Source organism: Sinorhizobium fredii (assembly GCF_002944405.1).
GTDB classification, from domain to species: Bacteria; Pseudomonadota; Alphaproteobacteria; order Rhizobiales; family Rhizobiaceae; genus Sinorhizobium; species Sinorhizobium fredii_C.
In genome coordinates this window covers 1,140,312-1,154,289 of the sequence record NZ_CP024310.1, presented here as the reverse complement: position 1 = coordinate 1,154,289, position 13,978 = coordinate 1,140,312, and the positions used below count along the sequence as shown (strand labels likewise).

Annotated in this window: 12 protein-coding genes; 6 read left to right on the top strand and 6 right to left on the bottom strand. The window is 62.3% G+C overall.

The genetic code is table 11. From position 1 onward, the window contains the following. Positions 1 to 114: 114 nt before the first annotated feature. Complete coding sequence (locus NXT3_RS29030; RefSeq protein WP_037416924.1) at positions 115 to 864, top strand: SDR family NAD(P)-dependent oxidoreductase; 750 nt, start codon at positions 115 to 117, stop codon at positions 862 to 864. Next, positions 857 to 1,600, top strand: a complete 744-nt coding sequence (locus tag NXT3_RS29025) for an SDR family oxidoreductase (RefSeq protein ID WP_104841182.1) — start codon at positions 857 to 859, stop codon at positions 1,598 to 1,600. Before NXT3_RS29030 ends, NXT3_RS29025 begins: the two co-directional genes overlap by 8 nt. 285 nt (positions 1,601 to 1,885) lie before the next feature. Here NXT3_RS29025 and NXT3_RS29020 read toward each other — a convergent pair whose 3' ends face one another. The 4 genes from NXT3_RS29020 to NXT3_RS29005 form a co-directional block, all read right to left on the bottom strand. After that, on the bottom strand, positions 1,886 to 2,083 hold the full coding sequence (locus tag NXT3_RS29020; protein ID WP_104841181.1) for a heavy-metal-associated domain-containing protein: 198 nt from the start codon (positions 2,081 to 2,083) through the stop codon (positions 1,886 to 1,888). 79 nt (positions 2,084 to 2,162) lie between these two features. Continuing rightward, positions 2,163 to 2,963 (bottom strand): ABC transporter ATP-binding protein, encoded by an 801-nt coding sequence (locus tag NXT3_RS29015; protein WP_097524553.1) that lies wholly within the window; start codon positions 2,961 to 2,963, stop codon positions 2,163 to 2,165. A gap of 17 nt (positions 2,964 to 2,980) precedes the next feature. Next, positions 2,981 to 3,874 carry a nitrate ABC transporter permease gene (ntrB, locus tag NXT3_RS29010; protein ID WP_104841180.1) on the bottom strand — a complete coding sequence of 298 codons (894 nt, stop codon included), beginning with the start codon at positions 3,872 to 3,874 and terminating at the stop codon, positions 2,981 to 2,983. 63 nt (positions 3,875 to 3,937) lie between these two features. Continuing rightward, positions 3,938 to 5,230: a CmpA/NrtA family ABC transporter substrate-binding protein gene (locus NXT3_RS29005; RefSeq protein ID WP_037416934.1), complete on the bottom strand. Its 1,293-nt coding sequence runs from the start codon at positions 5,228 to 5,230 to the stop codon at positions 3,938 to 3,940. Positions 5,231 to 5,719: 489 nt separating this feature from the next. Between NXT3_RS29005 and NXT3_RS29000 the strand changes: the two genes are divergently transcribed. Continuing rightward, entirely contained in the window at positions 5,720 to 6,187 is a 468-nt protein-coding gene (locus NXT3_RS29000) for an SRPBCC family protein (RefSeq protein ID WP_104841179.1), read from the top strand. Between the two features lie 549 nt (positions 6,188 to 6,736). Continuing rightward, positions 6,737 to 7,189 (top strand): aspartate 1-decarboxylase, encoded by a 453-nt coding sequence (gene panD / locus NXT3_RS28995; RefSeq protein WP_037416938.1) that lies wholly within the window; start codon positions 6,737 to 6,739, stop codon positions 7,187 to 7,189. Positions 7,190 to 7,207: 18 nt separating this feature from the next. On the opposite strand, the gene NXT3_RS28990 is transcribed toward panD, so the two are convergent. Both NXT3_RS28990 and NXT3_RS28985 read right to left on the bottom strand, forming a co-directional pair. Next, complete coding sequence (locus tag NXT3_RS28990) at positions 7,208 to 8,095, bottom strand: LysR family transcriptional regulator (RefSeq protein WP_037416992.1); 888 nt, start codon at positions 8,093 to 8,095, stop codon at positions 7,208 to 7,210. A gap of 170 nt (positions 8,096 to 8,265) precedes the next feature. Then, complete coding sequence (locus tag NXT3_RS28985; protein ID WP_037416940.1) at positions 8,266 to 8,946, bottom strand: redoxin family protein; 681 nt, start codon at positions 8,944 to 8,946, stop codon at positions 8,266 to 8,268. Between the two features lie 281 nt (positions 8,947 to 9,227). On the opposite strand from NXT3_RS28985, the gene NXT3_RS28980 reads away from it, so the two are divergent. Next, positions 9,228 to 10,703, top strand: a complete 1,476-nt coding sequence (locus NXT3_RS28980; protein WP_097524557.1) for an FAD-dependent oxidoreductase — start codon at positions 9,228 to 9,230, stop codon at positions 10,701 to 10,703. A gap of 1,012 nt (positions 10,704 to 11,715) precedes the next feature. Beyond that, entirely contained in the window at positions 11,716 to 13,914 is a 2,199-nt protein-coding gene (gene katG, locus NXT3_RS28970; RefSeq protein WP_179864677.1) for a catalase/peroxidase HPI, read from the top strand. The last annotated feature ends 64 nt before the right edge of the window (positions 13,915 to 13,978 follow it).

Here is a 13,978-nt window from a genome sequence, read left to right as displayed (position 1 = left end):
CAAAGATGGAGGTGTTGGGCCCGCGGCGGAGTCATTTCGCACCGACAAAAACTGCTTGATCTCCATCCATCCTAGCATATAAGTGATAACATACAAACAATCAGGAGGCTCGTCGTGAAAGCCCAATCCGTTGTCATCGTGGGGGGAGCTTCGGGCCTCGGTCTCACCACTGCGAAACTGATGATCGCGCATGGAGCGGCGAAGATCGGGCTTATTGACCGCAATGAGGCATTGCTCGCCTCCGCGGCGGCGGAGCTGGAAGCACTCGGCGCGGAGGTGGCGGTAGCGGTTGCCGATATTTCCCGCGCAGAAACGGCTCACAGCGGTTTCGAGACGGTTGCCGGCAAGCTTGGCCGCATCCATGCTCTCGTCAACAGCGCAGCGATCTATCCCCGCAAGCCGATCCTGGAAATCACCGACGAGGACTGGGACCTGGAGAACGCCATCAACGTCAAGGGCACCTACCATATTATGGTGGCGGCGGTGCTGCATATGCGCCAGTTCGTGAACGCGCCGGAAGTGACAGGACGCATCGTCAACGTCACCTCCGTCGATGCCTTCAAGGCGCATCCGCAGAATGCCCACTATGCCGCGACCAAGGCGGCGGTGGTCAGCCTCACCAAGTCCTTCGCCCAGGAATGCGCCAAGGACCAGATCCTCGTGAATTCGGTGGCGCCGGCAGGCTTTGCGACGGACCGCGCTAAAGAACTCGGCTTCCTGCCGGAGCTGGCCAAGGCGAGCGCCCTTGGCCGCGCCGCCGAGCCCGTCGAAATGGCCGAATGGATCGTCATGATGGCGTCCAGCCGCAACACCTATGCCACAGGCGAGAATGTCGTCGTCAGCGGGGGCTATATCTATGTCTGACACCTATCGCGTGGCAGTCGTCACCGGCGCGACCAGCGGTATCGGCAAATCGACGGTTTCGGCTCTGCGGCAACGCGACTTGACGGTTTACGCGGTGGGCCGCAACGAAAGCCTGCTTGCGGAACTGGCAGATGGGTGCGGCGCTGTTCCGGTGCGGGCCGACGTGCGCGATACGGCCGTCATCGCCGAGGCGTTGAAGGATGTTGAAGTCGATATCCTCGTCAACAACGCCGGCATTCTTTCCACCCGCGCCACATTCCACGAGATCGAACCTTCCGAGATCGATGCGATGATCGATATCAATCTCAAGGCCCCGATGCACTTAACGCGCGTCTTCCTGCCAGGCATGGTCGCACGTAAGCGCGGGCATCTGATTTATGTGGGTTCCAGCGGCGGGCGGGCAGCCTATCCCAACATGGCGGTCTATGGACCGTCGAAGGCGGGACTAAGTCTCTTCTGCGACGACCTGCGTTGCGATCTCCTGGGGACTTCCGTCCGCGTCAGCGAAATCGTTCCGGGTCGCGTGGAGACGTCTCTCTATCGGACCTCGATTCCGGATGGTCAGGCAAAGGCCATGCTGTACGACGGATACCGCTCGATTCAGCCGGAAAATATCGCCCGCATCATCAACGATGTCATCGATTTGCCGGTATTTGTCGATGTCGCCCGTGTCGAAGTCTTCCCGACCGATCAGGCAAGCGGTGGCGGCACCATGGTGAAGCACGTGACCGCTTGAGCCGTTCGTTCTCTGGCCCAGGGGGCAAGCAAAGTCAGGACGCAACGACGAGGCGGCGAAGGAAGAGAAGAATCCGGATCTCCTCCAACGCTATCGCCCATTGGCGATCCGTTCCGTCGTCGCGGCCCATTGAATGAAGCCGCGGGAACATGCGCAGGCCGCCGCGCCTGAGCCGGCCTATGCCGCCAGCCTGCAGCTTCCTCCAGGATTTCAGTATCCGGGTGAGGATTGAGATAGCTCGCCTATCGTGAACCGGTCGCTGAGGGGGTTGGCCGGCAGAGTGGATCAGAGCGGCCGGCTTTCGTAGCCGGCCGCTCTGAGCGCGTCGGAGATCGTAGTCTTGTTTGCCGCGGTCTCGATGCTGACTTCCTTCTTGCCGAGGTCCACCTTGATTGCCGCGGCGGGATCGACGCCGCGAATCGCCCTTTCCACCACGCTTGCGCAATGGCTGCAGGTCATGTCTTTGATCTCGTAGCGGTGCATTTCCTGTCTCCGATTTTCGTTAGGAACCGAAGATAGGGCTTCCCACCGTTGGAAGGTCAAGAGCGCCCGGCGCCCTCGATCACTCCGCAGCCTCGACGAAGCGATGGCGCTCGTAGAGGAACTTGAGCACCGCTTCGCGGCATTTCAGGTAGGTGCGATCGGAGGCGAGCTCGATGCGCCGGCGCGGGCGGGCGAGCGGCACGTCGAGGATTTCGCCGATCCGGGCGGAGGGGCCGTTGGTCATCATCACGATGCGGTCGGAAAGCAGGACCGCTTCGTCAACGTCATGGGTGATCATCAAGACCGTGTTCCCGAGCGTCGCGTGGATCTGCATCACCTGATCCTGCAGATGGGCACGTGTCAGCGCGTCGAGCGCCCCGAAGGGTTCGTCGAGCAGCAGCACCTTCGGCTCCATCGCCAGCGAACGGGCGATGCCGACGCGCTGCTTCATGCCGCCGGAGACTTCCGAAGGGCGCTTGTCCGCGGCATGCGCCATCTGCACCAGTTCGAGGTTGCACATGGTCCATTCATGCCGTTCCCGCCTAGTGCGCGTCGCCGAGAACACCTTGTCGACGGCGAGCCGAACGTTTTCATAGACGGTCAGCCAGGGCAACAGCGAATGGTTCTGGAAGACGACGGCGCGGTCCGGTCCCGGCTCGTCGACCACCTGGCCGTCCAGCAGCACGACGCCACTCGTCGCCTGCGTCAATCCGGCGACGATGTTGAGCAGGGTCGACTTGCCGCAGCCGGAATGGCCGATAATCGAGATGAACTCGCCCTTGTCGACCGCGAGCGACACCTGTTTCAGAACCTCGCTGCGGGTGCCGCCACGTTCGAAGGTCTTGTCGATGAGTTCCAGCGAGAGATAGCTCTTGGGCATGAAAAGCCTCCTTTTCTTCAGGCGTTTGCCGTGCCGCGGGCGACTGCGCGGCCGATGAGCGCGATGATGCGGTCGAGGAGGAAACCGACGATGCCGACATAGATTAGCGCCACGATGATGTCGCTGATCAGCGACGAGTTCCACGCATCCCAAATGAAGAAGCCGATGCCGACGCCGCCGATCAGCATCTCGGCGGCGACGATCGCCAGCCATGAGAGACCAATGCCGATCCTCAAGCCAGTGAATATATACGGGGCGGCGGCCGGCAGCATGATCTTGGCGAAATATTCGAAGCCGTTCAGCCGCAGCACCCTGGCGACGTTCTGGTAGTCCTGCGGAATGTTGCGGATGCCGACGGCAGTGTTGATGATGATCGGCCAGATCGCGGTGATGAAGATGACGAAGATCGCCGAGGGGTTGCCGTCCTGGAAGGCGGCCAGCGAAAGCGGCAGCCAGGCGAGCGGCGGCACGGTGCGCAGCACCTGGAAGATGGGGTCGAGGCCGCGCATGGCGAGCGCGCTCTGGCCGACCAGAGTGCCGAGCGCCACGCCGACGGCGGCGGCCATGGCATAGCCGAGGGCGACGCGCTGCAGGCTGGCGAAGACGTGCCAGAAGAGGCCCTGGTCGGCACCCTGACCGACATAGAAGGGATGCGCGATCAATTCCCAGCTCTCCTCGAGCACGCGCGTCGGCGCCGGCAGGCTCGAATCGGGCGAGGCACAGGCGAGCTGCCAAGCGAGGGTGAGGAAGGTCAGCGTCACCAGCAGCGGCAAGAGATTGGTGATGGTTTGAGCGGCAAAGCGCGGCAGGCGGCTGTCAAAGCGCGGTCTTGCCGTAGCCTCGAGAGCAATCACCTGCGCCGAGGACTGCGGCGGCGCCTGCGGTTTGAGCTTCAGATTGGTGGCGGACATGCCCTTCTCCTACGGGTTCTCGGTCGACGGCAGCCGGGACCGGGCCCGGCTGCGATTGCGGCATCAGGCGATGCGGCTGATTGCCAGGCTCTTCAGATAGGCTTCGGGATTGGCGGGATCGAAGACCTTGCCGTCGAAGAAAGTTTCCGGGCCGCGCGAGGTGGAGGGCGGAATGTCGGCGACGCCGAGATCCTTCGCCGCTTCGCGCCAGATGTCCTCGCGGTTGACCTTGGCGATCAGCCCCTTGATATCCGTATCCGGTGCAAGCTTGCCCCAGCGTATGTTCTCGGTGAGGAACCAGGCGTCGTGGCTCTGGAAGGGGTAGGAGGCGTGGTCGCGCCAGAACTTCATGAAATGCGGGCTGTTCTCCACGACCTTGCCGTTGCCGTAGTCGTATTCGCCCTTCAGCCGGTCGACGATGTCCTTCGGCGGCACGTTGAACCAGCTGCGCTTGCCGACGATCTTGGCAAGCTCGTCCTTGTTCGCCATGTCGTCGCACCATTGCGCGGCCTCCTCGACGGCCATGACCAGCGCCTTGGCGGCACGCGGGTTCTTCTCGACCCAATCGGCGCGCATGGCGAAGGACTTTTCGGGGTGCTTGGCCCAGAGCTCAGCGGTATTCACGGCGGTGTAGCCGATCTTCTGGTTGACGAGCTGCTCGTTCCAGGGCTCGCCGACGCAGAAACAGTCCATGGTGCCGACCTTCATGTTGGCGACCATCTGCGGTGGCGGTACGACGATCGTCTCGACATCCTTGTCCGGATCGATGCCGCCGGCGGCGAGCCAGTAGCGGATCCAGAGGTCATGCGTACCGCCGGGGAAGGTCATCGCGACCTTTGCCGCCGCACCCGCCGCCTTCTTCTTGGCGAAGGCGTCCTTCAGCACCGAGGCATCGAGACCGATCTTGAGATCCGCATAGGCCGCGCCGACTGAAATGCCCTGGGCATCGAGGTTGAGGCGGGTGAGGATCGCCATCGGCAGCGGCTGGTTGTTCTGCGTCACCTTGCCGGTCGAGATGAGATAGGGCATCGGCGTCAGGATATGTGCCCCATCGATGCCGGCGCCGGCAGAGCCGAGCACCAGATTGTCGCGCGTCGTTCCCCAGGAGGCCTGCTTTACCACCTCGACTTCGGTCATTCCGTATTTGTCGAAGAAGCCCTTCTCCTTGGCGATGATCAGCGGTGCGGAATCGGTCAGCGCGATGAAACCGAGGATGGCTTTCGCCGTCTCCGGACCAGCCCCCTGGGCAAAGGCCCCGGAGGGCAATAGCGTTTTCGCTGCGCCGACCATGGCGGCCGTCGCGGTCGTCTTCAGCAGGCTGCGGCGAGTAAAGCCGCCGATCGATATCTTGGTCATGCGCACGTTCCCTCAACTTGTTGGCCGGTCGAAAACCGACGAAAAAAACGCCGCTCGGAAATCGCGCTCCGGGGATCGGGAGGTATCCCTTTCGGAGGCAAAGACCGTCGCGACGTCACTGTCCTTCGCAGGCGCATTTCGCCTGAACTTGCTTCAATCGCCGTTGACCGAAGCAAGCACACCAATGCAAGCGTCGTGCCAAACACCGCCAGATCTCGTATGTGGCTGAATTGACGAGGGAAAATTAGCCAATTCCGATATGCCCAAAAATATAGCATGACCTGCGGAAGATGAATTATTGTGCGTTGCACCATCCAGCAATTTTGCATGCCGCGCAAACTATGTGCGCCGTCGCATTTCCTACGGGCAGTAGCGGCGCTCCCAATCGTTGCCTTGCGGCATGACCGACAGCATGCGGTGCTGTTTCGGCCCGCCCGGATCGCCTATATTGGTGAGGGCCATTCATCGGCCTCCGCGAGATAGACCGCGATGGCATCGACCGAGTTTCATCTTGTCACGACCTGGGCCGTCGACGCCTCTGTCCAGGATGTCTGGCGGGAGCTCAGCACGCCCGAGAGCTGGCCGGACTGGTGGCCCTCGGTCAATGAGGTCACGCTTCTGCGCCCAGGCGACGAGTCCGGCATCGGCGCCGTGCGTCGGATGAAATGGTCCACCGCTTTGCCCTATGACTTGGCCTTCAACATGGAAACGACCAGGGTTGAACCGCTATCGCTTATCGAGGGCAAAGCTTCAGGCGAGCTCGATGGGACCGGTCGATGGACGCTGCGGCCGGACGGAGCGGTATGCAATATCCGCTACGACTGGATCGTCAAGGTGACGAAACCCTGGATGGTCAGGCTTGCTGTCATCCTGAAGCCCGTCTTCAGCTGGAACCATGACGTCGTCATGGAACGCGGTCGGCAGGGCCTCGTGCGTCGCCTCGCCCGGAGTGCCTGAGGAATTGGCGCTTCGTTCGCGTCTCGCATGTTCACGCCGAAGCGCGTTTGCGTGCATGAGCCCCGAAGCGGCCGAATTCCTATAGGAATCCTATTTCTTTCCTCTTGGACCTCTCTCGTCCTATGCGCTTGAGCCATATTCTATTGATCCACGCGCCGCATCGCCTCGATCGCTGCGGCGACGGATATGCACGCCATCGCGATCACCTACCGGGCGGCCGGCGCCGCCTATCGGGGACGCGCAGTCAGTAGAAACAACAGACAGGAATTATCGACATGGACCTTGTCGTATTCGCAATAGGCATCGTGTTCTTCGCCTTATCCTTTGCCCACGTTCGGGCGTGCAGCAACCTCTAGCGGCGGAGTGGAAAGATGCTCGTTCCAGCCGTGTATCACGGCTCAGGCCGCTTGGCATCCAGCCGCCGCATTCTTTGTGAAACGTCGGCGAATATCCGACACGCGCCTCCGGCGAGCACACGCCGTTTCTGACGTCACTTTCCCTTCGACAGCCGTTGCTCTATGACAACGCGGCGGAAGCGAGGGGAGGAACATGAGAAAACTGGTTGCTGGCAAACTTCACGGCATCCACGTGACCGAGGCTAACCTCAATTATCACGGCTCGATCACCTTGGATCCGGACCACTGTGAGGCGGCGGGCATCCTGCCGATGGAGTTCGTTGAGATCTGGAACAAGAACTCCGGCGCGCGCATCTCCACCTATGTCATTCTCGGCGAGCGCGGCTCGCGGTGCTGCATCCTCAACGGGGCGGCCGCCCGCACCTGCCAGCCGGGCGATCAGGTCATCATTTGCAACTCGGTCTATCTCGACGAGAGCCGGCTGACGGAGCTGAAACCGAGGGTGCTGACCTTCGACGAGAACAACCATGTTCGCGATCGCTTGACCTATTCGGTCGAGCGCGACCAGCAGGGCAAGTTTACGTTCAGCATTCTCGATGAAGAGGACAGGAGACAGCCGATCCCGCTTCCAGTGGCAGGAGCATAGCCGACTCTGGAGCGGGGCTCAGGAGGAGACCTCGGCGGCGAGCCAGCTGCGGAAGGCTTCGAGCGGCGGGTGGTTGGCCCGCGACTCGGGCCAGACCAGCCAATAGGCGCCGGAACCCGGAACAGAACGTTTGAGAAGCGGCACAAGGCGCTTTTCCTCTATCTCGACATCGGCGAGATAATCGGGAAGCAGGGCCACACCGAGGCCCGAAATGGCGGCCTGCGTCATCGTGGCGAACTGGTCCAGCAACATTCCCGTGACGCTCGGGGCTTCGGCGCCTTGAGCGGCAAACCAGATCTCCCAGGCGTTCCCGCGTGTCTCCAACTGCAGCAGCGGCAGACCGGCCATGTCGTCGACCGTGCGAACCGGGTGTTCGGAGAGAAGCGACGGAGCGATGCAGGCGGTCAAACGCTCCTCGAAGAGTTTCATGTGCCCCGCGTCGCGCCAATCGTCCGCTCCGAAATGAATGGCTGCGTCGAAACCCTCGGCGGCAAAATTGAACCGCTTGAGGCGCGTCGCAAGATTGATCGTCACGCCCGGATTCCGGGTTAGGAACGTACCGAGCCGCGGCGCCAGCCATCGCGTGCCGAAGGCCGGCAGGATGGCGAGCGACAGGGCGCCGCCGCCCGGATTGGCGGAAAACTCCATGCTGCCGCGCTGGATGAGGTCGAGCGCCCGGGTGACGTCCCGTCCATAGGCCTGAGCTGCTTCGGTCGGAATGAGCCTCTGCCTGTGGCGTTCGAACAGCGGCCGGCCCAATTGCTCCTCGAGGTTCTGGACAAGGCGGCTCACGGTGCTTTGCGTCAGATTGACTTCTCGCGCCGCCCCCGAGATCGAGCCGTTACGCAAGACCGCCTCGAAGGCCGAGAGGAGACTGATGGAGGGAAGAAACCGGCGCGGGCGCATCTGAACTATGTATTCCATACATGGAGACGGCGCAAAGTAGGCTTGCTTCGCCGGAAGAACAATCATTATCTGCATGGAGCGGCGCTTCCCTTTGCAGGGCTTCTGATCGCGCCGCCGGAGCCGAACACCCGCGCGATTCGCATAGCGGAGCTCCGCAGGGAGGAGCCAGGTCAATGGGCAACGTTCGAAGCGGCCGACATCAGTTCTTCGGGGCTCAGCGCCCGGCAAAGATTCTGGCCGTTCTCCTCGACTTCGGTGAAGCTCCAGCGCACGACGCCTTCACGGTCGAGCAGGAAATGGCCGACGAGCTGCATATGATTGGCCAGGCTGACCTGCTTATCGGCGTCCTTGATTTCGTACGGGTCCTTTTCGGCAAGGAGGTCTCCTGCCGCGGGCGGATTCATCGGTTCAGGCAATTCGCCCGGCAGGTCGACGCGCATCTCCATGACCGCGTCCATTCCGATTTTGGTTGGCCAGTCAGTCTCGTTTTCGGTGAACTCGACGATGGGCAAGCCGAAGGCGCGGTGCGATGCGCGGGCCGGATCGGATGCGGCGAGAAGACCAGCGATCGGATGGAAACGGAAGTAGAGACGGGCCCGTTCGACGGGAGTGTTTACCACGGCAAGCGTCTGAACGCCCTTTTCGCGGAGCGCCGGGTTGAGCTGGGCCATCGCCGCCACATGGCGGCGGCAGAACGGGCAATGCAGGCCGCGAAACAGGCCCACAAGCAGCGGGCTGCGGCCGCGAAAATCGTCAAGTGCGATCTTCCCCTCGCGCGAAATCGCGTCGAACACGACGTTCGGCGCCTGATCGCCCGGTTGCAATGGATTGTTGGCAGCGTGCGCAGACATCGGACAAACTCCTCGCGTCAAGGTACGGCCGAGAAAGGCAGTACGGCAGGGCTTCGAGGCCGCTGAATAGGCCTGACCTCTCGCTTTGCCGCACAGCCAGCTTCCGAATTCAGCATGGCCCCACAACGGTCCATGAGCAAGCGCTAAACGACACTCACGATCCGTTCCCGTGGCCTGGAGGCATGTCCATTTGAGGTTCACTCGATATGTGCAGGGCTGCCGGGCGGGAACATTCCCGAACAGGCGTGGTTATCGGACCACCTGAACGAGGACATGCCACGATGGTCGATCTGCCGGGAAAACGGGGAAGCTGCTGGGTGGCTGGCGCCGGGCCGACGGGCTATTCTCCGCTCGACGGCTCGATCCATGCCGAGACGGTCGTGGTTGGAGGCGGGATCGTCGGGCTTACCGCAGCGCTTCGCCTTTCCGAAGCTGGCCGTTCGGTGATCCTGCTCGAAGCGCTCGAGATCGGCGGGCAGGTGACCGGGCGTTCGACGGCGAAAATCACCACCCAGCACGCCTTGATCTATCGCCACCTCATCGACAGCCTCGGTTTGGCACGGGCGCGTAGCTATGCGGAGGCGAATTCGGCCGGAGCCGCGCTGATCAAGGACTGGATCCGCGACTATGCGATCGCGTGCGATCTCGAGCGCAAGAACGCCTATACCTATGCCACCAGCTCGGCGGGCCGCGAAGCCATCATTGCCGAGGCGGAGACGGCGCGACAGGTCGGGCTCGAGGCACAGGTGCTCGATCGTGCACCGCTGCCTTTCGAGACCACGGCTGCAGTTTGTTTTCCTGGTGAGGCGCAATTCAACCCGGCGAAATATCTCGTCGGATTGGCGCGCGCCGCGGCGGACCGGGGCGCGCGCCTGTTCGAACAGAGCCGAGCGATTCTGATCGACGTGGCGAGCCGCTGGCGCGTGGTCACTTCTGGCGGGACGGTTCATGCGGAACACGTGGTCGTCGCGACCAACATGACGGTCAAGAGCCCCGTCGGCATGGCAAACCGCACACAGCCGCGGTGCCATACCGCGATCGCCTTCCGCGTCGACAGTCCGCTCGCCGTCGATGGCATGTTCATCGGCATCGACGATCCGACACACTCGATCAGAACGGGGAGGGATGACGCCGGCCCCCTGCTTGTCGTGCTCGGTCCGAAGTTCAATACCGGCCAGGACGGGAACGTCGCCGCGCGCTTCATCGAACTCGAGGAGTGGGCGCGGCAGAACCTGGCCGTCGGCGAGCTGGCCTGGCACTGGTGCAACGAGGACTACGACACCGCCGACCGGGTGCCCTATGTTGGCGAACCCGATCCCGAAAAGGCGCCGGGCTTCCATATCGCCACCGGCTTCAACGCCTGGGGCATTAGCAACGGCACCGCGGCCGGCATTATGATCGCCGACACGATCCTTGGCCGCGCCAGCCCCTGGCGGAGCCTTTATGATCCGACCCGGCCTTATCCCAAGGGCTTTCACAAGAATGGCGACAGCCAGTCGATTGTCGGCAGCGCGAGGGACATACGACCGGGTGAAGGCGGCGTCGTCCTGCGCGGCGACGAGAAGCTCGCCGTCTGCCGGGACGATGACGGAACCCTGCGTGCCGTCTCCGCCTCCTGCACCCACAAGGGCTGCACGGTGACTTGGAACAATGCCGATCGGACATGGGATTGTCCCTGCCACGGCTCGATTTTCGCAGCAGATGGATCGGTGATCCACGGTCCGGCCCGCAAGCCGCTTGCTCCGGCGGAGCTATAGCGAGGGCGACGGGCAGTTTCACTGCGACTGACGCTTGGAGATGCCGCAACAGAGCCCTCGCGCCGTAAGAGCGGCATCATGACGAGTTGAAGCGCTTCATCGATGACGCTTCCGGTGCGGGAAGAGCGTCGTGTCGCCTTCATCGATAACGCTCAGGTATGCGCTGATCCATTTGCGAGACGGTTGAAAATTATTCTGAGCCTTGCTTCGTTCTGGTTGGTTCCAGTGCGCTCCCCGACCCATTGTTCCTCAAGTCGCGGGCGCCAATCGCAATCCACCCCCAGCGCATCCCTGGCTTGTGGTCCATTCAACCGATTGAGGAGCGCGATAATGATCTCCCTGTCGCTGATCCCGCAGTCGGAGGATAGGTATTCCCATAAGTCCCTTTGGCAGTCCTCTATGAGCTTTCTCATTTTTTCGGAGTTCATCGGACACCTCAATAGGAAAGCTCGCTACTGCATGTTCCTCTAGATCATCGCCGTTCTGGAGATAAAAACATGCAGAGATTCAAAGGCTACAGCGATATCTGTGCGTCAAGCAGGACGCGCGCCGTAGTTGAGGTCCTGGAGCGGCGCGGAAGGGCATCGGCGCACCGCTCCAGGATCATCGCACGGCCGCGGCGGCGGGGGGCTGGCCGTTGTTCCGCAGGTGCTCACTATCGAGTATGTATTGCCGAGCAGCGCTCGGCAACGGGCCTAAGACCTTTGGACCCGCTACCCCGGACTAAGGTCCTAGGCGCGCTGGCACTCCTGAAAGAGCGCCGATGCACGCCTCAGGCGAGATTCGCTGCAATACGAGAGAGAAGTTCATTGGACAATAAGTTTATCCTATCGCCGCAATCGGAAAATCCAACTTAAACTAATGGAACTGAATCGGTATGGTCGCACCAGATGCAGCTGCTGCCCCTTCAGTGCAGCGGCCAGCTCTGACGCACCGCCATGCAGAACGCCCGAGGTTGAAGACCGATGTCATCTGGATGGCGCAATTGAAGCCAAGCGCAATGGAGAGCATAATGGATTCCAAGGTCGAGAGTGCGGGCAAGTGTCCGGTGGCGCACACCCACACGGCCCATGGCGGAAGGTCGAATCGGGACTGGTGGCCGAACCAGTTGAATGTGAAGATTCTTCACCAAAACTCGTCGCTGTCCGACCCCATGGGCCAGGCGTTCAACTATGCCGAGGAATTCAAGAAACTGGACCTGGAGGCTCTGAAGAAAGACCTCCATGCGCTGATGACCGATTCGCAGGATTGGTGGCCGGCCGACTTCGGCCATTACGGGCCGCTCTTCATCCGCATGGCATGGCATAGCGCGGGCACCTACCGCACCGGCGACGGCCGCGGCGGTGCGGGTGCGGGCCAGCAGCGTTTCGCGCCGCTCAACAGCTGGCCGGACAACGTCAATCTCGACAAGGCGCGCCGGCTGCTTTGGCCAATCAAGCAGAAATACGGCAACAGCATTTCCTGGGCCGACCTGATGATCCTCACCGGCAACGTTGCGCTCGAGTCGATGGGCTTCAAGACCTTTGGCTTTGCCGGCGGCCGCGCCGACGTTTGGGAGCCCGAGGAAGACGTCTACTGGGGTGCCGAGGATACCTGGCTTGCCGACAAGCGCTATACGGAAGAGCGAGAGCTCGAAAAGCCGCTGGCCGCCGTGCAGATGGGCCTGATCTATGTGAATCCGGAAGGTCCTAACGGCAACCCGGATCCGCTTGCCGCCGCAAAGGACATCCGCGAGACCTTCGCCCGCATGGCGATGAACGACGAGGAGACTGTAGCGCTGATCGCCGGCGGACATACGTTCGGCAAGACGCACGGTGCTGGCGACGCCTCGCATGTCGGCGTTGAGCCCGAAGGCGCGGATATCGCCGAACAGGGCTTCGGCTGGACCAGCAGCTTCGGAACCGGCAAGGGCGGCGACACGATCGGCAGCGGCCTGGAAGTCACCTGGACGAGCACGCCGACGAAGTGGAGCAACAACTTCTTCTGGAACCTGTTCGGCTACGAATGGGAGCTCACGAAGAGCCCGGCCGGTGCGCATCAGTGGACGCCGAAAAACGGCATGGGCGCGGGCACGGTTCCGGATGCCCATGACCAGTCCAAGCGCCACGCGCCGGCCATGCTGACGACCGACCTCGCGCTGCGCTTCGATCCGGCTTACGAGAAGATCGCGCGGCGCTTCTTCGAGAACCCGGACCAGTTCGCGGATGCGTTTGCCCGTGCCTGGTTCAAGCTGACCCATCGCGACATGGGGCCGCGGGTGCGCTATCTCGGCCCGGAGGTTCCGTCCGAGGAACTGATCTGGCAGGATCCGGTCCCGGCCGTCGACCACCCGCTCGTCGACGAAGAGGACATCGCCGATCTCAAGGAACGGATTCTTGCGTCCGGCCTGTCGGTCTCTCAGCTGGTATCGACCGCCTGGGCGTCGGCATCGACCTTCCGCGGTTCGGACAAGCGCGGCGGGGCAAACGGTGCGCGCATCCGCCTCGCACCGCAGAAGGATTGGGAGGTCAACCAGCCGGCCCAGCTTGCGACCGTGCTCGAAACGCTTGAAGGCATCCGGAAGGCATTCAACGATGCCCAGTCCGGCGGCAAGAAGGTATCGCTCGCAGACCTGATCGTGCTCGGCGGCGCCGCCGCGGTCGAGAAGGCGGCGAAGAACGCCGGCCACGACATCGAGGTTCCCTTTGCGCCCGGCCGCACCGATGCGACCGAGGAGCAGACCGATGTGGACTCCTTCGGCGTACTGGAACCGATCTCCGACGGCTTCCGCAACTATCAGAAGGGCGACTATCTGATTTCGCCGGAAGAACTGCTGATCGACAGGGCGCAGCTTCTGACGCTGACCGCACCGGAAATGACGGTTCTCATCGGCGGCATGCGCGTGTTGAACGCCAACACCGGGCAGTCCCAGCACGGCGTGTTCACGACGCGGCCCGAGACGCTCACCAATGACTTCTTCGTCAACCTGCTCGACATGGGCACGGCATGGAAGGTCTCTGCGGAATCGAAGTATGTTTTCGAGGGGCGCGACCGCAAGACGGACGAAATCAAGTGGACCGGCACCCGCGTTGACCTCGTCTTCGGTTCGAACTCGCAACTGAGGGCCATTGCCGAGGTCTATGGCCAGGGCGACTCGCAGGAGAAGTTCGTCCGCGACTTCGTGGCGGCCTGGACGAAGGTGATGAACGCCGATCGCTTCGATCTCGTCTGATCGCGAGCCGAAAGACATGCGGGCGCGGCCGCCTTGGCCGCGCCCACCTCACTGATGCAGCAGA